Consider the following 19,784-nt stretch of genomic DNA (forward strand, 5'->3'; position numbering starts at 1 on the left):
AGCGCCTGTTTTGATTCAGCGCCTCAATAGATCAGCCACAGCCCAGAGCCGATCCTGCCCCCAGATGCTCTGACCCTCGACGTGGAAGCTGGGAACACCCCAAAGGCCGAGGTCTTGCAGCCTGTTTTGGTTCTGCTCAACCCGCCGACGCCAAGTCTGTGATTTCAGCTCATCGCGCGCCGTTGTCCAATTCAAACCGGCGGCCTTGACGATGTGAGAGAGGCCCTTGTCGCTGGCCGCGTCTACGCCTTCCGACCAGACTGAGCGCATGAAGGCGGAGCAAAACGCTGCCATTCGACCTTCGGCTTCGGCGTAGTCGAATAGCGCATAGCCGCGCTCGACCCCGCTCCCCAAAGGGTCGCAGATGAGGCCAAACGGGATACCCAGCCGCCGTGCTTCACGCGTGCAATCCTGCAGGATGTATCGGGACTTCGCCTTGGGTACAGGTAGGCCGCGCATCAGCATTGGCAACACTGGGCGCAGGATCAGTTCCGCGTTGCATTGTTCTGCCAAGTGCTGAACCCGGTCAAAAGCCAGATAGGAATACGGGCTGCGGAATGAGAAAAAGAACTCGACGGTTTTCGAGGCGGCTTGGCTGCCAAACACCGGCTCTGGGGTTGGCGTCAGAAAGGGGCCTTTGCCCAGCCCGGCGCTCTGCAACCTGTCTTCAAGATAGTGCAGCCGGTCCACCCCCCAGTACCATTCACCGCCATAGTAAAACGTGCCGCCGAGGTAGTGTCCCTTCACGCGCAACGCCTGATCACCGGCGCGAATGGCCGCAGTCGGGTCACTCTCGCTCCCCACAGGTAAATCCCGCCCAGCCCATTGGGCAGCGCTGATGGCTTTGAGATGTTGCGCGAAATCCGGCTCACCAAGATGGGCGACCAGACGCGCGTTGATCTCTGACGTCACACCATCCGCCTTCGGCGCGTCCAAATTCAGCTTTTGCGCCAAACGCGTTGCATCCTTGTAGGCGTTCTCGCGATGCGCTTTCGGATCGGGAACCGCCTCGACTGGCGGGCCTGAGATCAAATGCGGGCGCAGCACAATGTCATAGCGCGCCTCAAATGCCGGCAAAACCTGAGCCGTCAGTGCGCAATACGGGTCTGACGCATCGTGAAAATAGTGAACCTCGTGTCGCGCGCCACGCGCCCTTCGGCCCAGATCATGCATGCCTCGACGCGCGTTTTGCAGACCTCGGCTGGTGATAACTTCGGCCAGCCGGGGTTTTACCAAAGATGTGAAGGGCACAGTCGTCTCCACCGGGGTCAGATGCCCTACCCTAGCCAATCCCACGCGGAATACCACGCGGCCACACGGCAACGTGAGTGGTCCGGGTTACAGCCCGTAGAGCGCACCGAATTTCTGCTCCAGATAACTCAGCAGCGGGTCCGGCCCCGGTTCAACACCACTTGCACGCGCGATGACCTCACGCGGGGCGTAGAGCCCGCCATATTGCTGGACGTTTTCGCGCAACCACGTGGTCGCGCCCGAGGTATCACCTTCGGCCAATTGGCCATCCAGCCCCGGCACAGCGCTGCGCAGCGCCTGATAGAGACACCCGGCATAGACGTTGCCCAGCGAATAGGTCGGGAAATAGCCGAACAGCCCCACGGACCAATGCACATCCTGCAAACACCCGTTCGAGGGCTTGTCGACCGCATAACCGAAATCCGCCTTGAAGCGGTCATTCCACGCGGCCTCAAGGTCCGAGACCTGCAGGTCTCCGGCCATCAATGCGCGTTCCAGATCGAACCGCAGCATGATGTGAAGGTTATATTGCACCTCATCCGCCTCGGTCCGGATATAGCCGTTCTGGACGTGGTTCACGGTCGCGTAGAAGGCGTCGGCATCCGCGATCCCGAAATCCCCGAACGCGTCGCGCATCTGGGTGAACAGCCACCCGGTGAAGGCCCGCGAGCGGCCAAGCTGGTTCTCATAGATCCGGCTTTGGCTTTCATGCACCCCCATCGACACGCCCTGCCCCAGAGGCGTCAGCGCGTAGTCGGGGTTGATACCCTGTTCATAGGCGGCGTGGCCGACCTCATGAATGGTTGAGTAAAAGCAGTTGAACGGGTCGGTCGCGCTGGTCCGGGTCGTGATCCGCACGTCCGAGCCACTGCCCGAGCTGAACGGATGCACCGCCTTGTCGACGCGGCCCCGGTTCAGGTCATAACCGAAGGCACGCGCCAGTTTTTGAGAAAGGCGCATCTGTTCGGTTTCGTCGAACGAACCCTCCAGAGCCTTTGGGGCGGGCTGATCCAGAACCGTAGCCCGCAACGCCACCAAGCGGGGGCGCATCTGATCGAAAATCTCGGCAATCTGGGCGCCTGTCGTATAGGGCTCATAATCCTCGACCATGGCGTCGTAGACGTCACCACCTTGCGCCAGTGCGGCCCCTTCCTCGCGTTTCAGCGCGACGACCTCTTCCAGCACGGGCAGAAAAGCCGAGACATCCTCATCCGCGCGCGCCTGCGCCCATTTGCCCTGCGCGGCAGAGGTGACCCGAGCAAGCGCCTTCGCCAGATCGGCGGGGACTTTGATCGTGCGTTCATAAGACCGACGGATCTCACGCAGCTGGGCCCGACCCGAGGCATCACTCGCGTCGGCCTGGTCCAGCCATTCGGCCACGCGCGGGTCGGATTTGCGGGCGTGCAAAACGGCCTCGATCGCGGCCATTTCCTCGGCCCGTTGCGGGGCAGCTCCGCGCGGCATCATGGTTTCCTGATCCCAGCCAAGCCGGCCGGCGATCTGACCAAGGGCCGAAGTTTCACGTTGAAAGGCCATCAGGTCATCAAAGGCGCTCATCGGGTCACGCTCCACGGATTGAGGTTGCAATGGGATAGCCGCTCAGGAAGCGCGCGCGCAGGATCAGGGTCCAGACGACGACGGCCATGAATTGGTGGAAAATGGCGATCTGCCACGGGGCTGCGTAGACGACCGTGACGATCCCGACCACCACCTGTAAAGACAGGGCTGCAAAGGCTGCGTTGAAGGCAAAACGGGTTTGCGGATGGGCACTGCTCTGCCCCCGACGCCAGACGATGATGGCGAAGATGAACAGCAGATAGCCCGCGCAACGGTGGATGAATTGCACCAGACCGGGGCTTTCGAAGAAGTTGCGCCACATCGGTTCCAGCATGGTCGCATCTGGCGGCAAGAGCTGCCCACCGATCAGGGGCCAGTCGGTGTAGGACCGTCCAGCGTCGATCCCGGCGACCAGCGCACCGATGAGTATCTGTAAAAAGGTGAAATGCAGGAGGCCGGTCGAGAGCGAGAACAGTTTCGCCTCTTTCGCGCGGCGCGCCTGCATCAGGTCGCGCTCATCTCGGCCCAGCTCAAAGATATACCATGCGAGGAACCCAAGGATCACGAAGGCCAAGCCCAGATGCGTCGCAAGACGATAGCTTGCAACGGCCGTCATGCCTTCGCCCTGCGTCACACCCGAGGCAACCATCCACCAGCCGACCGCACCCTGAACGCCGCCCAAGGCACCGGGGATCAGCAGTTTGCCGGTCCAACCCGTGGGGATTTTGCGCGCGATCAGGAAGCCAAAGAAACCAAGCGCCCAAACCAAGCCGATCACGCGGCCCAATTGGCGGTGGCCCCATTCCCACCAGTAGATGAACTTGAAATCGTTCAGCTCCATCCACTGGTTCTGGATGCGCCACTGGTCGATTTCCTTGTATTTGTCGAATTCGGATTGCCAGTCGGCCTCGGTCATCGGCGGGATGGCCCCGGTGATCGGACGCCATTCGGTGATCGACAGCCCGCTATCGGTCAGACGGGTCAGGCCCCCCACGGCGATCATCACAACGACCAGAACGAACAGGATCATCAGCCACGCCCGGATCGCCTTGCGTGCCCCGCCCCGGCCCTTGTCGATCATACCGGGTTGAACGGCCTGTTGTTTTTCGGTGTCTGAGACTTCTTCGAAGATGCTGCGCTTGGCGCTCATGCTGTCCTCATATGTCCTGGATTTCGTCGCAAGCTAGGGCCAGTGAGGGGCAAGGTCCAGCCTTACCCCTTGTCTTTCCAACGGACCATCTGACGCATGACACCGTGCAGCATCTGTACATCCGCCCGCGTCATCCGCATCCGGGACCACAGGTTGCGCAGATTGGTCTTCATGCCCTCGGCCTTTTCGGGCGGGTAGAAGAAACCCGCCTCTTCCAGCCTATCTTCATAGTGTTCGACCAGCTTCTCGACCTCGATCCCTGTCGCCCAGTCGCCCTTGCCCAGATCGGTGGCCTCATGCACCACATCACTGGTCTGACGCATCCACTCATAGGCGGTCAGCAGCACGCATTGTCCAAGGTTGAGCGAGGCATATTCCGGGTTCACGGGCACCGAGATGATAGCATTGGCTTTGGCGATGTCCTCATTCTCAAGCCCCGCGCGTTCGGGGCCAAACAACACTGCCACCTTTTCGCCCGCGGCAACCTTTTCAGCCGCGATCTGCATGGCGCGTTCCGGGCTGTAGACCGGCTTGGTCAACCCGCGTTGCCGTGCGGTGGTCGCAAACACAAAGGTGGTGTCTGACAGCGACCCCGCCAGATCGTCAAACAGTTGCGCCTCATCCAGAAGCCGACCGGCGCCGCTGGACATCGCCACCGCCTTCGGGTTCGGCCACCCGTCCCGAGGAGCCACGATCCGCATCCGGTCCAGCCCGAAATTCCACATCGCCCGCGCGGCGGCCCCGATGTTTTCGCCCATTTGCGGGCGCACGAGCACGAAGGAAGGCTGAGAGGTGTCACTGGGCATGGCTGTCTCCGAAAACTCCGCCTGCTCTAATCACCCAGCCTCATCAGGGCAACCCGATCCTCTTCTTCTGTTCCCAAATACCCGCTCGGCAGGCTTAAAAGTTTGCTTCCCGCGTTCAATCCGCTAAACCGCGCCAAAGAATGAAAGCGAAGGACGCGCTAATGGACACCCCCGAGCAGCCTCAGATCTATCTGATCACACCGCCGACCATCACGCTTAGCACCTTCCCCGACCAATTGGCGCGGGTTCTGGACGGGTCCGAGATCGCCTGCATCCGGCTGGCCTTGGCTGGGAATGACGAGGACACGATCGCGCGCGCCGCAGATGCCTGCCGCGAGGTTGCCCATGCGCGTGACGTGGCCATCGTGATCTCGAACCACGTCCTGCTGGCGCAACGGCTGGGGCTGGACGGCGTACATTTGGACGACGCGGCACGCTCGGTCCGGGGTGCTCGCAAAGAGCTTGGCGCAGATGCGATTGTCGGCAGCTTTTGCGGGTCCTCCAGCCATGATGGCCTGACGGCTGGCGAAGCAGGCGTTGACTACGTCGCCTTCGGTCCTGTCGGAGCGTCTTCTCTGGGCGATGGAACCTTGGCCGAGAAAGACCTGTTCCAATGGTGGTCGGAGATGATTGAGGTCCCGATCGTGGCCGAGGGCGGCCTGACCCCAGACCTGATCCGCACTCTGTCCCCGCATACGGATTTCTTCGGCATCGGCGATGAAATCTGGTCGGCCGAGGACCCGGCGGCCGCTCTGAACGAGCTTTTGTCCCATATGGCTTAGCTGAGTATCAGGGGCTCGGCCAACCAATAGACGGAAATTCCCGCAATCAGGATCGAGGCCAGAACCGATATCCGGCCTCGCATCCTCTCAGACGCCCCGGAAATCAAAGCTGAGACCGCAAAAACTGCGGCAGCGATGGCGTAAAGCGCCACCAGCACCCCGCCCGCATAGCCGAATATCGCGGGCGGCAAATGATCCGGTGGCACCCCAATCGTCGCCAACGAAGTGCTGAGCGTGATCCCACACAACAATCCGGTCCCGAAAACCGCCAGCAGACGGAATACGGTCAGCCGCCTAAGAACCACATTCCACAGCGCCAAAACGAGGGTTGCAACCGTAAGCGCCTGAGAGGAGGCCGCGAAAGGCAAAGCAACCGCGCCATAGACCGACAGCGCCAGACCGAAGATCAGCCCGAGGGACACAAACAGCATCTGCGCCAACATCGGACGCAGGCTGAGGGTCAAAAAGACCAGCGACAGGACAAGGGCGATTTCGTGAAAGCCATGCGGAAGAATGCGAGACAGACCCTTTGGCAGAAACACCTCCAGCACCTGTTGCGGGCCGAGCGCGGCACCGCCTTGCAACGGGATCAGAGGGCTGACCTCTCCGGCGACCAGATAGCCCGTGTAGGGCGCGTCGACACGCTGTTGTTTCACGACGGCAGGCCCGTGCCCCTCGGGCCATGTCAGGCGCAGACTGGATGCCCCATCCGGCAGCGGCGCGGCCAGCAGCAGCTTTGACAGACGCGGAGTATCAGGATCGCCAACAATAGGAATACGCACGCCCTCATAGGACAGGCGGGCCGCGCCTGCGACCTCAACCCTCAGCGTCTCGGCCCAGTCTTTGACAAAAGCCCGAACCTCAGGCTCCAGCTCTGAGGAGACGCGCCGGCGCAGCTCTCTGTACCGGGCGTCATCGGCGAAATCGGGGCGGGCTTCGGGGTCGATCCCGGACAGGAACATTTCGGCATTCAGCGTGACCTCAAGAAACAGAGTGTCTGCCTTCGTCCAGAACTCGACTATCGTCGGGGCGGTCTGCGCCTTCGCGGACCATGCCGAAACGGCCAGAAAAGCAGGCAAAATCAGGAGGAAACGGAAAATACCGCTCATCTGCGACGCTCATCAATAAAATCATCAATCATACACATCGAGTGTCCCGCCGAACGCATCGGATCGCAAGTCGAAACAACTGCGGGCGAGATCACAGAGGCCTTATCGCTATTATCGCTGACGTTCTGGCTTGCACGGCCCTCAGCGCTGCGGCATGACAGCACCATGACTCAAAACAGCGAAATCCTGTGTATCGGCTCGGTCCTGTGGGACGTGATCGGACGCTCGGCCAGTGCCATGCGGCAAGGATCGGACGTGCCTGGGCGGATCACCCGCCTACCCGGCGGCGTCGCCATGAACATCGCCATGACGCTGGTGCGGTTTGGCATGACCCCAACCCTGCTGACCGCCATTGGCCGCGACCCGGAAGGTGATGAGCTTGTCCATGCCTGCGCCCGGCTGGGCATGGTCACCGACCATATCTACCGCTCGCAAGACTTGCCGACCGATCGCTACATGGCCGTCGAAGGAGCCAATGGCCTGATAGCGGCCATCGCTGACGCCCACTCACTTGAGGCTTCGGGGGCGAAAATCCTTCGCCCGTTGATGCACGGACCGCTGGGCTATGAGAACACACCGTTCGAAGGACCCATTGCGCTGGACGGCAACCTGACGCTGGACTTGCTGGAAGAAATCGCGCAAAGCCCCGCCTTCGCCAAGGCGGACCTGCGGGTTGCACCGGCCTCGCCTGGCAAGGCTGAACGTCTACTGCCCTTCCTCAAACACGCCCGCGCGACGCTTTATGTGAACCTCGAGGAGGCTGGCCTGCTGTGCCAGCGCGAGTTTACCGATTCCGAATCCGCCGCCAAAGGCCTGCTGGACCGGGGCGCGCTGCGCGTTCTCGTCACCGATGGCGGCAATTCGGCCACCGTGGGCTCAGCCTCGGGCGTTCTGACCCAGACACCTCCGTCCGTGCTTGTGACCCGCGTGACCGGCGCTGGTGACACGTTCATGGCCGCCCATATCGCTTCAGAATCAGACGGCGCCGACGTGCAAACGGCTTTGACCCGCGCGCTCCACGCCGCTGCAACCTACGTTTCAGGAGAAACTCCGCTGTGATCCCTATCCACTACTCTGCCGAGGTCCGCGCCGCGAAAGACGCAGGCCACCCCATCGTGGCGCTGGAAAGCACCATCATTACCCACGGCATGCCCTACCCTCAGAACGTTGAGGTCGCCGCACAGGTGGAACAGGACATCTGCGATGCCGGAGCTGTGCCAGCCACCATGGCCGTGATCGAAGGCGTGCTGCATGTGGGCCTTGAACCCAACCAGCTGCAGGCCTTGGGCCAGGCTCAGGGTGTTGCGAAAATCTCGCGCGCGGATATGGCGGCGTGCATCTCGACCGGCGGGACCGGAGCCACAACAGTGGCCGCAACAATGATCGCCGCGCAATATGCGGGGATCGAGGTGTTTGCGACCGGCGGGATCGGAGGCGTCCATCAGGGGGCCGAGACCACGTTTGACATCTCAGCCGACCTGCATGAGCTGGGCCAAACCCCGGTAACGGTTGTGGCGGCGGGTGCCAAAGCGATCCTCGATCTGGCAAAAACGCTTGAGGTGCTGGAAACGCTGGGCGTTCCGGTCATCGCCTATGGTCAGGACGCCTTTCCCGCCTTCTGGTCCGCGAAATCCCCCTATGCCGCACCGTTGCGTATGGACAGCGCCGAGGCCATCGCCAAGGCTCATGCGACGCGCCGCGCGCTGGGTCTGCCGGGCGGTCAGCTGGTCGCGAACCCGATCCCGACCGCAGACCAGATCCCGGCCGAGGAACTGGCCCCAATCATCGCCTCAGCCCAGGCGGATGCCGATGCCCATCGGATCACCGGCAAGGCCGTCACGCCCTATCTGCTGCAGCGGATCTTTGAAAAGACCGAGGGCCGCTCCCTCACCGCAAACATCGCCCTGGTGCGCAACAACGCGCGATTGGCGGCGAATATCGCTAAGGCACTGGTAAACGGCGCGTAAACCTGCCCTATTGCACCGGCGCTTCGGACTGCTTAGGTAGTTTTGCAAACCACTCGGACCAGTCATGAACACACCGTTTGACGAAGAGCCCCACCGCCGCCCCGGCCTGTTCTCGCGCCTGCGCGGTTCTTTTCTGACGGGTATCGTTGTCATTGCACCTGTCTGGCTGACAATCTGGCTGATCTGGTCCGTCGTGGGCTGGATCGACAGCGCCGTTCTACCGCTGGTGCCACAGCAGTTCCGCCCCGAAGAATATGTGGGCATCAACCTGCGCGGCGTCGGGGTCATCATCTTCCTGGTGTTCACCATTCTGGTCGGCTGGGTCGCCAAAGGCATCTTGGGCCGGTCCTTCATCTCGTTCACCGAGAGCCTCGTCGATCGGATGCCGATCGTCCGTTCGATCTATTCCGGGATCAAACAGATCTCGGAGACGGTGTTCGCGCAGACCGAGCGCTCTTTCGAGAAAGCCTGCCTCGTGCAGTATCCGCGGCGTGGCATCTGGGCCATCGGGTTCGTATCGACCACAGCAAGGGGTGAGGTCAGCACCCGCGCCGAAACCGGCGGCAACCTCCTAAGCATCTTCATCCCCACAACGCCCAACCCAACATCCGGCTTTCTGCTGTTCTTCCCAGAAGAAGATGTGATCCTACTGGATATGTCGATTGAAGAGGCCGCAAAGCTCGTGATCTCGGCCGGTCTTGTCTATCCAAACGAAAAAGATCCGACGCAGCCGCCAGAGAAATCAGCCAAACATTGCGGGTAGATCGACGGTACTGTGCTGCCCAAGATCATCCTTGTGACGTGCCAGAAACCCATCTGCCGCGTCGCGACCCGCGTGCTTCAACTTGTGCAGGATCACCGGATTGGGCACCGTTTTGGTTGCCACGGACAAGCTGTTCATCAGCTCATTGTCCGCAATCATGTGAACCAACACGCGGCTCATCTCACCGGCTTTCAACTTACCCTCTTCCAGCAGCCGCTGAACGAAATTGATCGCTCGCAACTCGCGGAACAGGGATGAGTTAAAGCTGATCTCATTGATCCGGTTCTGGATTTGCTGAGGCGTAACCGGCAACTCGTCCCGTTCCAGAGGGTTGATATTCACGACCACCACATCATCCGGCAGGTCGTCCTCGAACAACGGGTACAGCGCCGGGTTGCCGGTATAGCCGCCATCCCAATAGGCCTCGGTCCTGTCGGTTTCGGGGTCGTAAATCTCAACCGCTTTGAACAGAGTAGGCAAACAGGCCGAGGCCAAAATCGCATTGGTCGAGATCTCATCGCCCGTAAACACACGGATCTTGCCGCTGCGCACGCAGGTGGCGCACACAAACAGACGTGGCCCTTGATCAGCACAAACCTCATCAAAGTTGAACCGATCCACAACAGATTCCAGCGGGTTCGAATAGAAAGGGCCATAGGCATAGGGAGACACCATCCGCGACCACGCATCGCCTATGGAGTAAGGCAGCGAATACTCCATCGCCTGCGCGATGTTCGCAGGTTCAAGGCCGCGAAACCAGTTGGCCATACGCATATCGCCAAGGGCCCCCATGCGTTTCCACAACCCGTCAAGCCGCGCCCGCGCGCCCGCGCGCCCATTTGCAACCATGCCGGACTTGAACGCAGCCCCGTTTAAAGCCCCGGCCGAGGTTCCGGTGATCGCCGCGACCTCGATATCCTCTTCATCCAAAAGCCGGTCGAGAACACCCCAGGTGAACGCCCCATGCGCTCCACCACCCTGCAAGGCAAGATTGATCTGCTTCACGTCCCCAACCCTTCTTCTGTTCAAAAATACCTCGGGGGTATGGGGGCAGAGCCCCCATGAAACCTCACAAAGCCGTCCAGCCCCCATCGACCGAGATCGTCGTTCCTGTGATCTGCGCCGCCGCATCCGAGCAGAGGAACTGAACCGTACCACCCAGTTGCTCGACCGTGGCGAACTCCTTGGACGGTTGCCGCTCCAACATGACGTTCTTGATCACGTCCTCACGGCTCATGTTGTATTCCTTCATCGTGTCGGGGATCTGCGCCTCGACCAGAGGTGTCAGCACATAGCCCGGACAAACCGCATTGCATGTGATCGGCTCTTGCGCGGTTTCCAACGCGACGGCCTTGGTCATGCCAACAACGCCATGCTTAGCCGCCACATAGGCCGCTTTAAACGGAGAGGCTGTCAAACCATGGGCTGAGGCGATGTTCACGACGCGCCCCCACCCACTCGCGCGCATCAACGGCAAAGCGGCTGCGGTCGTGTGGAAGGCTGAATTCATATTGATCGCAATGATCGCGTCCCATTTGTCGATCGGGAACTGGTCAATCGGGGACACATGCTGAATACCCGCATTGTTCACCAGAATATCGCAGGAGCCCGCCTTCTCGATCAGGGCGCGGCATTCATCCCCTTTGGACATATCGGCCTGAATGTAGCGCGCGTTGGTACCCGTCTCTTTCGAAATCTCTGCGGCCAACGCGTGATCTTCATCCCGATCCGTGAACGAGTTCAGAACCACATCCGCCCCGGCCTTCGCCAGCTCGCGCGCGATGCCCAGACCGATGCCCGAATTTGATCCCGTGATGATTGCCGTTTTTCCCGAAAGGCTCATAACTGCATTTCCTCTGAGTTCACCTGCCACGCAGAGTGCCATGCTGCACCTGCAAAGAAAACGGGGAACTGCAGAATGAGTGGCTGCAAATCTGCCAAAAAAACGCCCGCACGAAGCGGGCGTTAAGTTATTGAGGCAGGTTTCATACAGGCAAGAAACCTATCGAGCAGTGAGACCTTTATAAGCAATTCTGCGCTTTCGTCCAAGCTAAAAGTTTGAAAACAAGAAAAATCATCGCTACGATGAATCCCAACAAAATAAGGCCAGAGCAGGATTGTTTCCAAAATGAGCCCGTATTTTTCACACCCGCTTCGTGGTTTGGCAGCGGGAATCGCCCTGCTTTTTGCGTCCTCTTTGGCACAAGCAGAATCGACTCATGGCATAGCTATGTACGGCGACCCGGCCTTACCACCGGATTTTGTGTCTCTACCCTATGCGAACCCAGAGGCGCCCAAAGGCGGCAAAGTCGTTTTCGGAAATACCGGCGGCTTTAACAGTTTGAACCCGTTTGTGCAAAAAGGCACCCCTCCGTGGCAGTTAAGATTTTGGACCCACGAGAGCTTGATGGGCCGCTCCTGGGACGAACCTTTCACTCTTTACGGGCTGTTAGCCGAATCGGTTGAGACTGCGCCAGACCGCTCTTGGGTGGAATTTGCCCTCCGGGACGAGGCTCGATTCTCCGATGGCACTCCGGTCACAGTTGACGATGTGATCTGGTCTTTCCAGACCCTCGGGACCGAAGGGCATCTGCGCTATCGCGGGTTGTGGTCCAAGATCGACAGTATCGAACAGACCGGCCCGCGTTCGGTCCGGATCAGCTTTAAAGAGGCTGACCGCGAACTTGCATTGATCGTGGGGCTACGTCCTATCCTTCAGAAAGCCCAATGGGAGGGGAAGAATTTTGCCGACGCGCAGCTGCACGACGTTCCAGTTGGCAGCGGACCCTATGTGGTCAAAGATTACGAGGCCGGTCGCTACGTGAACCTGCGTCGCAATCCGGATTATTGGGGCGCTGATGTTCCGTTTCGCCGTGGCACGATGAATTTCGATGACATCCGGATCGAATTCTACGGCGATGCCACCGTTCTGTTCGAAGCCTTCAAAGCCGGAGAGCTTTCGGCCGTGCGTGAGTTCAACGCCGACAAATGGGACACGCAGTACAGCTTCCCCGCCGTTCAACGTGGCGATGTGATCAAGACCGAGATCCCGCATGGCAAGCCTTCGGGTATGACCGGGCTGGTGATGAACACCCGCAAAGCCCCGTTCGACGACTGGCGCGTGCGGGAAGCCCTGATGCTAGCCTTCAACTTCGAATTCATCAACGACACAATCACCGGCGGTGCGCAGTCGCGGATCTCATCCTATTTCTCAGGCTCGGATCTGGCGATGCAACCGGGACCGGCGACTGGTCGCGTTGCGGAACTGCTGGCGCCCTATAGCGCAGACCTGATCCCTGGAACGCTTGAAGGCTACGCCCCACCAGAGGGCGACGGCTCGGCCCGCAATCGCGCGAACCTGCGGCAAGCGGCAAAACTGCTGGCCGAGGCTGGCTGGACCATACAGGACGGCGTACTGCGCAATGCAGCGGGTGAGTCGTTCCAGATCACCGTTCTGCTGCAACAGGGCGATGGTGAGATGCAGACAGCGATCGAGATCTACACCCGTGCGTTGGAACGTCTGGGCATTAAGGTCACGACCGAACGTGTCGACAATGCCCAATATACCGGACGTGTGTCTGAGCTGGATTTCGATATGACCCCGTTCCGCCGCGCCCTGTCCCTGTCTCCGGGCAATGAACAGCGCCTCTATTGGGGCAGCGAGGCCGCCGATGCGCCAGGCACGCGCAACCTGATGGGCGTCGCGTCACCGGCTGTGGACGGGATGATCGACGCCATGCTGGCTTCGGAAAGTCGCGAGGATTTCGTGGCCGCCACCCGCGCCCTCGACCGCGTTCTGACGGCGGGCCGATACGTGATCCCGATCTGGAGCTTCGATGTCGGCCGCATCGCCCATGTCAGTGCGCTGAAATACCCGGAAACCCTACCGATCTATGGCGATGGCCCGCAATACATGCCCGAAGTCTGGTGGTACGCAGACTAGAACGGTGCGCTTAGGGTGTGATGCACCGGAACTGACACCTTATGCACGTGGTGATCGGCAAAAACTGGCACATTCCGCGGCACGCAAAATAATGCGCTCATATCACAAAGCGTCCCTATATATGGACGCTCGACCGCATTTTGCACCAAACCCACCGCGCAAACCTGACTCTGATCGGCATAATTTTGATCCGGCCTGGGGTGCGACATCTTGTCATGTCTTCCGCTGCGTCAACTCGTCCGTACGCTGTTCACAGGGGAGAGCCGTCCTGAAACCCGAAGAAGGAAAGCTCGCAGATGCTGAACTGGACCGATCTGACACAAGACTGGAACGCGTGCTACGCCCGCGCGAAACGCCGTTTTCCCAACCTGAGGGACCAGGATATGCCGCGCGTCGGCAAGGATCGCAAACAGTTCGAAGCCTATCTGGCCGAACGCCACCACCTGACCGTCAATGAAGCCCACGAAGAGGTCGAGGATTTTTTGTTCACGGAATCGCTGAACCGCGAATTGAACTGACCCTAGGCGAGTGATGTCACCCAGAGGATGGTCGCATCCTCATCGCTAACCGAAATCACATTATGCCCCATGCTCCCGTCGTAGTAGGCGCTGTCGCCCCGGCGCATCTCAACAGGTTCGTAGAATTCGGTGTACAACCGCACGACGCCGGTCAGCACGTACATGAACTCCTCCCCGTCATGACGCACCCAACCTTCAAACTCATCCATCGAACGGGCGCGGACGCGAGCGCGATAGGGCAGCATCTGCTTTTTGGTCAGGGTTTCGGCCAGCAGCTCATGCTCATAGGTGGCAGTGGCGTGTGCAGCGCCCTCGCCTGACCGTGTCACGGCCATACGGCCAATCACCTGTTCGCGCTGCGGCGGGGTGAAGAGTTGAGGCACCGAGATCTCCAACCCGATGGCCAGCTTCTTCAGCGCGTCATAAGTGGGCGACATCTGACCGTTTTCGATTTTGCTCAGCGTCGAACGCGCCAGCCCGGCCTGCGAGGCCGCCTGCTCCAGCGTCCAGTTGCGCGCCTTGCGCAATTCACGCACGCGGGCGCCCAGGTCCAAAGGCTCGGGTTCCGTGTGTTCGCCTGCGTCGCGGGCAATGCGGATCAGGGATTTGGGATCTTGGGTACTCATGACTTCGTCTATAGGGCGCACAAGCCGCGCTTGCAACGCGCCATGGGCCGGGTTAGCCAGTTGCCATGCTTTCAATCTTCGATCAGGGGCCACCGACGCCCTGCCCGACCCCGTTTAATCTGGCCGCTCATGTGCTGGGTAAGGCGGATGAGTTGGCTGATAAAACGGCCCTGTCCGTGTTGCGCCGAAACGGGTCCGAAGACTGGAGCTATCGCGCATTGAAAGCCGCCGTTCTGGGAACGGGTCAGGGCCTTTTGCAGGCCGGACTGCACCCCGGGGACATCGTGCTGATGCGTCTTGGAAACACCGTCGAATTTCCCATCGCCTATCTTGGGGCTATCGCCGTCGGCATCGTGCCCGTTCCGACCTCATCGCAACTGACCGAACCGGAAACCGCACGGATCATTGCGGAGCTTTCGCCCGCCGCCATCTTGCGCGACCCCTCTGTGGCTTGTGCCGAGCACCCCAATCAGATCCATCTGGATGACCTGATCGCCATGCATGACCTAACGCCCGCATCGTTCGAAATGGGCGACCCCGAGCGTCTGGCCTATGTGGTCTATACCTCGGGCACCTCGGGCAAGCCCCGCGCGGTCGCCCATGCTCACCGTGCGATCTGGGCGCGTCAGATGATGGTCGATGGCTGGTACGGTCTGACTGAGAAGGACCGCCTGTGCCACGCGGGTGCGTTCAACTGGACCTATACGCTGGGCACCGGGCTTATGGATCCCTGGACGATCGGAGCCTCGGCCCTGATCCCTGAACCCGGCACCGATATGTCTCAATTACCGCAAATGCTGCGCCAGAACCGCGCGACGATCTTTGCCGCGGCGCCCGGCGTTTTTCGCAAGATGCTGTCCGGTACGGATCGGATCGAGCTGCCCGATCTGCGCCACGGTCTGTGCGCCGGGGAAAAGCTGTCTCGGTCCCTGTATACCCAGTGGGAAACGGCCACTGGCACGGAGCTTTACGAAGCGTTTGGCATGTCCGAATGTTCGACCTTCATCTCGTCCAGCCCGACCCATCCTGCGCGTGGAGATTCCCTCGGACAGCCGCAACCGGGCCGCCGCGTCGCGATCCTTGGGCCGCAGGGACCCGTGCCGCAAGGGAGCGAAGGGACCATCGCCATTCACCGCTCTGACCCCGGCCTGATGCTGACCTACCTGAACGCCCCCGAAGAGGCCGCCTCTCGACTGCAAGGCGACTGGTTCCTGACCGGCGATCAGGGCGCCATGGCCGTCGATGGGCAGATCACCTATCTGGGGCGCGACGATGACATGATGAACGCGGGCGGCTACCGCGTCTCGCCGGTTGAGGTCGAATCCGTCCTGTCCCGCTATCCCGGCATTACTCAGGTCGGGGCCGCAGCCGTCGAGGTTAAACAGGACACATTTGTGATAGCGGCCTTCTACTCCGGCCCAGATAGACTGGACGAAGACGCTCTGCACGCCTATGTCCAAGCCAATCTGGCGCGCTACAAACAGCCGCGCGCCTTCGTTCACCTTCCCGAGTTGCCAACCGGCGGCAACGGCAAACTCCTGCGCCGCGCGTTGCCGGCCTATTTCAAGGCGTCCAACTGATGACCCAGACCGTCAAGCTTGATATCCTGTCCGATCCGATCTGCCCGTGGTGCTACATCGGCAAAACCCATCTGGACAAAGCCTTGGCAACGGTGCCGGACCACCCGTTTGTGATCGAGTGGCACCCATTCCAGTTGAACCCCGATATGCCAGACGCGGGCATGGATCGGCGCGAATATCTGGAGCGGAAATTCGGCGGCAAGGACGGTGCGGTGCGCGCCTATGCGCCCGTGGTCGAACATGCCGAGAATGCAGGCCTCAAGATCGACTTCGAGGGGATGAAGCGCACGCCGAACACGCTGGACGCACATCGCCTGATCCACTGGGCCGGGATCGAGGGCAAGCAGAACGCCGTTGTCGATGCTCTGTTCGACGCTTACTTCGTTCAAGCGCGCGATATCGGCGACCCGGAGGTCCTCTCCGACATCGCTGATAGCGCTGGTATGGACGCAGCGGTGGTAATGAAATTGCTGAAATCTGACGCCGACCGCGAGGATATCCGCAACCGTGACACCCACTCACGCGAGATGGGCGTCAGCTCGGTCCCTACCTTCATTGTTGCCAACCAACATGCCGTTCCGGGCGCGCAACCTCCTGAAATGTGGGAGAAAGTGATCGGAGAAATAATGTCTCAACTTGAGGCCTCCTCTGCATAGAAGCACAGAGGTCTGTGCGAAATTCCGGTCTGGCGCAACCTGATCTGCCGTGATAGCGCAATCAGGTAAGGAGTCCCCATGACCAACCGCATGTCTCGTGGAGAGTTCATTGCGCTGATCGCAATGATGTTCTCGACCATCGCTTTTTCGATCGACTCGATGCTGCCCGCCCTGCCCGAGATCGGCGCGCAGCTCAGCCCGGATGACGTCAATCGCGCACAGCTGATCCTGACGTCTTTCGTGCTTGGGATGGGGATTGGGACGTTCTTTACTGGCCCTTTGTCGGATGCGTTTGGCCGCAAACCGGTCATCTATTGTGGTGTCGCGCTTTATATTGCTGCCTCGGCCGTGGCCTGGGCCAGTTCCTCGCTCGAGCTGGTTTTGGCCGCCCGTGTGGCGCAGGGGCTGGGCGCTGCGGGTCCTCGCGTTGTGGCCATGGCGGTCATCCGCGATTTGTACTCGGGCCGGATCATGGCGCGTATCGTCTCAATCGCCATGCTGCTGTTCACCCTCGTGCCTGCCGTGGCGCCATTATTGGGGGCCGGAGTAATCGCCCTGTTCGGCTGGCGCGGTATCTTTGTGTCTTTCATTCTGTTCGCGCTGATTGTTTGCGTCTGGATGGGAACCCGCCTGCCCGAGTCGCTGGCTGTCGAGAACCGTCGCCCCTTCCGTCTGCCGCTAATGGTCGCCGCAACGAAAGAGATGTTCGCCCATCCAACCGTGCGTCTGTCGATCATGGTACAAACCCTGTGCATGGGGATTTTGTTCACCATGCTGACCATGGTTCAGCCCGTCTATGACGTAATCCACGACCGGGCGGAGAGCTTTCCGTTCTGGTTCGGGTTCGTCGCTCTGATGTCCGGTTCAGCCAGCGTATTGAATGCGGCGCTCGTCGTACGCGTCGGCATGCGCCGCATGGTAACATGGGCGCTGGGGGCGCAGATTGGCATCACGGCGTTGGTCATCGTGACCAATTCCTTCCCGCTGTCGCCCGACGCCTCATTTGGCCTGTTTGTTGCCTGGCAAACCACCGTATTCTTTATGGCCGGTGTGACCATGGGCAACCTGAACGCCATCGCGATGGAGCCGATGGGGCATATCGCCGGAATGGCGGCCTCTGTCATCGGATCGGTCTCGACTGTGCTCGCCGCGGCCATTGCCGCCCCGGTCGGTCTGCTGTTCGACGGGTCAATCGTGCCTTTGACCACCGGCATTCTGACCATGTGTATCCTGGCCTTCGGCCTGATGATCCACATGGGGCGCATCGAAAACAGACTGCTCGCCTGAGGATTTTCAGCCCGGATCAAACGCGCTACGCTGTACCGACCAACATGGCGGAGGGTCAGTTATGAGTGAGTACTACGATCTGGGCACCTATTCCTGCCCTGTTTCGACAGCATCCGCTGAAGCCCAACTCTGGTTTGACCGAGGGCTGGTCTGGACCTATGGCTACAACCATGACGAGGCCGTCGCCTGCTTTGAGAAAGCAGCCGAACATGACCCAACCTGCGCCATGGCGCATTGGGGCGTCGCCTACGCAGCCGGCCCGAACTACAACCTGCCCTGGGATCTGCAAGACGACCGGGGACGGCAAAAAGCACTGACAAAGGCCTTTGACGCCACGCAAAAGGCGCTGAGCCTAACCGATGGCTGTACCGAGGTTGAAAAGGCTCTGATCCACGCCCTGCCGTCCCGCTATCCGCAGCGCGACACAACCGAGGGCATGCATGATTGGGACTATGATTTTGCCGACGCAATGCGCGCGGCCTTCCAGGCTCAGCCCGACCATCTGGACCTGCGCACAATCTATGTCGAAGCGCTGCTTAACCTGACGCCGTGGCAAATGTGGGACCTGTCAACAGGTCAACCCGCCGACGGGGCCGCCACGCTTGAGGCGCAAGAGGCGCTGGAGTGGGCCATGCAGAACGACCCCGACGCTATGTCTCATCCCGGCCTTCTGCACCTTTATGTCCACCTGATGGAGATGTCACCAACACCCGAAAAGGCCCTCAAAGCGGGCGATATCCTACGCACTCTGGTCCCCGATGCAGGCCACCTTGTGCATATGCCAACGCATATAGATATCCTCTGCGGCCACTATCAGAACGTGGTGCATTGGAACCAGAAAGCCTCGGAAGCGGACCTGAAGTATTATGAGCGTGAAGGGGCGTTCAACATCTACACCGGCTACCGCCAGCACGACTATCATTTCACTATCTACGGCGCGATGTTTCTGGGTCAGATCGAACCGACCCTGCGGGCCAATCAAGGTATCTGGGACACGACACCCGAAGAGATGTTGCGCATCGAGAGCCCACCCATGGCGGATTTCTTTGAAAGCTACATGTCCATGGGGCCCCACATCCTGATCCGCTTTGGCCGATGGGAAGAGGCAAAAGCGCTGGTGCTGCCCGAAGACCCCGACCTGTACCGCACGCTGACGGCAACCACCCACTACGCCCGCGCGCTTGCTTTCGCCGCGACCGGCGATGTGCCCAACGCCGAAGCCGAGGAGCAACTGTTCCACAAAGCCAAGGCCCGAGTGCCCGAGGCTCGACGATTGCACAACAACCGCGTCATCGACCTGCTGGAGATCGCGACCGAAATGCTGCGCGGTGAGATCGAATACCGAAAGGAAAACTTCGATCTCGCCTTCGCCCACCTGCGCCGATCTGTCGAATTGGACGACACCTTGCCCTACGACGAGCCTTGGGGATGGATGCAACCCACCCGCCACGCGTTGGGCGCGCTGCTGTTCGAACAGGGCCATTTGACCGAGGCGGAAGCCGTCTACCGAGAAGATCTGGGCCTTGACGGAACCCTCAGCCGCGCCTCGATACATCCGGACAATATCTGGAGTCTGAAGGGCCTGCACGATTGCCTGAAAGCACGCGACGATACGATTGAGCTACCTCAGATCAAACAGAGGCTGGATTTGGCCCTGGCAAGGGCCGACCGCGCAGTCGCTGCATCCTGTTTCTGCGCCCAGTCTGCCATGCAGAGCTGAATCGCGCTGCGCGCGATGCCTCCGGCGGAGGTATTTTTAGCCAGATGAAGTCCGGATCCCATGCTTCAT

General features: G+C 60.3%; 18 protein-coding genes. 10 read left to right on the forward strand and 8 right to left on the reverse strand.

Going from position 1 to position 19,784, the window contains the following annotated elements:
• Window positions 1–15 precede the first annotated feature (15 nt).
• The 4 genes from J7394_RS13325 to J7394_RS13340 all read right to left on the reverse strand — a co-directional run bounded on the left by J7394_RS13325 (window position 16) and on the right by J7394_RS13340 (window position 4,764).
• A complete protein-coding gene (locus J7394_RS13325; RefSeq protein WP_371812010.1) occupies window positions 16–1,251 on the reverse strand; it encodes a DsbA family protein in 1,236 nt (411 codons plus the stop codon).
• 87 nt (window positions 1,252–1,338) lie between these two features.
• Window positions 1,339–2,808, reverse strand: a complete 1,470-nt coding sequence (locus J7394_RS13330) for a carboxypeptidase M32 (protein WP_209253683.1) — start codon at window positions 2,806–2,808, stop codon at window positions 1,339–1,341.
• Window positions 2,809–2,812: 4 nt separating this feature from the next.
• Entirely contained in the window at window positions 2,813–3,958 is a 1,146-nt protein-coding gene (gene ctaA, locus J7394_RS13335) for a heme A synthase (protein ID WP_209253685.1), read from the reverse strand.
• A 62-nt stretch (window positions 3,959–4,020) separates the two neighbouring features.
• Window positions 4,021–4,764 carry an RNA methyltransferase gene (locus J7394_RS13340; protein ID WP_209253686.1) on the reverse strand — a complete coding sequence of 248 codons (744 nt, stop codon included), beginning with the start codon at window positions 4,762–4,764 and terminating at the stop codon, window positions 4,021–4,023.
• Window positions 4,765–4,925: 161 nt separating this feature from the next.
• On the opposite strand from J7394_RS13340, the gene J7394_RS13345 reads away from it, so the two are divergent.
• Window positions 4,926–5,546, forward strand: coding sequence for a thiamine phosphate synthase (locus tag J7394_RS13345; protein ID WP_209253687.1), 621 nt, complete (start codon window positions 4,926–4,928; stop codon window positions 5,544–5,546).
• Here the strand turns inward: J7394_RS13345 and J7394_RS13350 are convergent.
• Complete coding sequence (locus tag J7394_RS13350; protein WP_209253688.1) at window positions 5,543–6,655, reverse strand: HupE/UreJ family protein; 1,113 nt, start codon at window positions 6,653–6,655, stop codon at window positions 5,543–5,545. The genes J7394_RS13345 and J7394_RS13350 overlap by 4 nt on opposite strands.
• A gap of 165 nt (window positions 6,656–6,820) precedes the next feature.
• On the opposite strand from J7394_RS13350, the gene J7394_RS13355 reads away from it, so the two are divergent.
• The 3 genes from J7394_RS13355 (at window position 6,821) to J7394_RS13365 (ending at window position 9,385) form a co-directional block, all read left to right on the forward strand.
• Window positions 6,821–7,714, forward strand: coding sequence for a PfkB family carbohydrate kinase (locus J7394_RS13355; RefSeq protein ID WP_209253689.1), 894 nt, complete (start codon window positions 6,821–6,823; stop codon window positions 7,712–7,714).
• On the forward strand, window positions 7,711–8,622 hold the full coding sequence (locus J7394_RS13360; protein ID WP_209253690.1) for a pseudouridine-5'-phosphate glycosidase: 912 nt from the start codon (window positions 7,711–7,713) through the stop codon (window positions 8,620–8,622). Before J7394_RS13355 ends, J7394_RS13360 begins: the two co-directional genes overlap by 4 nt.
• A 64-nt stretch (window positions 8,623–8,686) precedes the next feature.
• Window positions 8,687–9,385 (forward strand): DUF502 domain-containing protein, encoded by a 699-nt coding sequence (locus J7394_RS13365; RefSeq protein WP_209253691.1) that lies wholly within the window; start codon window positions 8,687–8,689, stop codon window positions 9,383–9,385.
• Here the strand turns inward: J7394_RS13365 and J7394_RS13370 are convergent.
• Together J7394_RS13370 and J7394_RS13375 are read right to left on the reverse strand one after the other, a co-directional pair.
• Window positions 9,365–10,390, reverse strand: a complete 1,026-nt coding sequence (locus J7394_RS13370) for a patatin-like phospholipase family protein (protein ID WP_371812011.1) — start codon at window positions 10,388–10,390, stop codon at window positions 9,365–9,367. The two genes, J7394_RS13365 and J7394_RS13370, sit on opposite strands and share 21 nt — an antisense overlap.
• 64 nt (window positions 10,391–10,454) lie before the next feature.
• The gene (locus J7394_RS13375) at window positions 10,455–11,228 is read right to left on the reverse strand and encodes a 3-hydroxybutyrate dehydrogenase (protein WP_170486911.1); all 774 of its coding nucleotides are present in this window, start codon (window positions 11,226–11,228) and stop codon (window positions 10,455–10,457) included.
• Window positions 11,229–11,513: 285 nt separating this feature from the next.
• Here J7394_RS13375 and J7394_RS13380 point away from each other — a divergent pair, with 285 nt between their 5' ends.
• Window positions 11,514–13,328: an extracellular solute-binding protein gene (locus J7394_RS13380; protein ID WP_209253693.1), complete on the forward strand. Its 1,815-nt coding sequence runs from the start codon at window positions 11,514–11,516 to the stop codon at window positions 13,326–13,328.
• A gap of 296 nt (window positions 13,329–13,624) precedes the next feature.
• Window positions 13,625–13,846 carry a hypothetical protein gene (locus J7394_RS13385; protein ID WP_170458509.1) on the forward strand — a complete coding sequence of 74 codons (222 nt, stop codon included), beginning with the start codon at window positions 13,625–13,627 and terminating at the stop codon, window positions 13,844–13,846.
• A 2-nt stretch (window positions 13,847–13,848) separates the two neighbouring features.
• On the opposite strand, the gene J7394_RS13390 is transcribed toward J7394_RS13385, so the two are convergent.
• Complete coding sequence (locus J7394_RS13390) at window positions 13,849–14,472, reverse strand: helix-turn-helix domain-containing protein (protein ID WP_170373845.1); 624 nt, start codon at window positions 14,470–14,472, stop codon at window positions 13,849–13,851.
• A gap of 65 nt (window positions 14,473–14,537) precedes the next feature.
• Between J7394_RS13390 and J7394_RS13395 the strand changes: the two genes are divergently transcribed.
• The 4 genes from J7394_RS13395 to J7394_RS13410 all read left to right on the forward strand — a co-directional run bounded on the left by J7394_RS13395 (window position 14,538) and on the right by J7394_RS13410 (window position 19,715).
• Window positions 14,538–16,052 carry a class I adenylate-forming enzyme family protein gene (locus J7394_RS13395; protein ID WP_209253695.1) on the forward strand — a complete coding sequence of 505 codons (1,515 nt, stop codon included), beginning with the start codon at window positions 14,538–14,540 and terminating at the stop codon, window positions 16,050–16,052.
• Window positions 16,052–16,708 carry a DsbA family oxidoreductase gene (locus J7394_RS13400; protein ID WP_209253697.1) on the forward strand — a complete coding sequence of 219 codons (657 nt, stop codon included), beginning with the start codon at window positions 16,052–16,054 and terminating at the stop codon, window positions 16,706–16,708. Before J7394_RS13395 ends, J7394_RS13400 begins: the two co-directional genes overlap by 1 nt.
• A 78-nt stretch (window positions 16,709–16,786) precedes the next feature.
• Window positions 16,787–17,995, forward strand: a complete 1,209-nt coding sequence (locus J7394_RS13405; RefSeq protein WP_209253699.1) for a multidrug effflux MFS transporter — start codon at window positions 16,787–16,789, stop codon at window positions 17,993–17,995.
• 61 nt (window positions 17,996–18,056) lie between these two features.
• Entirely contained in the window at window positions 18,057–19,715 is a 1,659-nt protein-coding gene (locus J7394_RS13410; RefSeq protein ID WP_209253701.1) for a hypothetical protein, read from the forward strand.
• The last annotated feature ends 69 nt before the right edge of the window (window positions 19,716–19,784 follow it).

This window comes from Ruegeria sp. R13_0, from assembly GCF_017743995.1.
Lineage (GTDB): Bacteria > Pseudomonadota > Alphaproteobacteria > Rhodobacterales > Rhodobacteraceae > Ruegeria.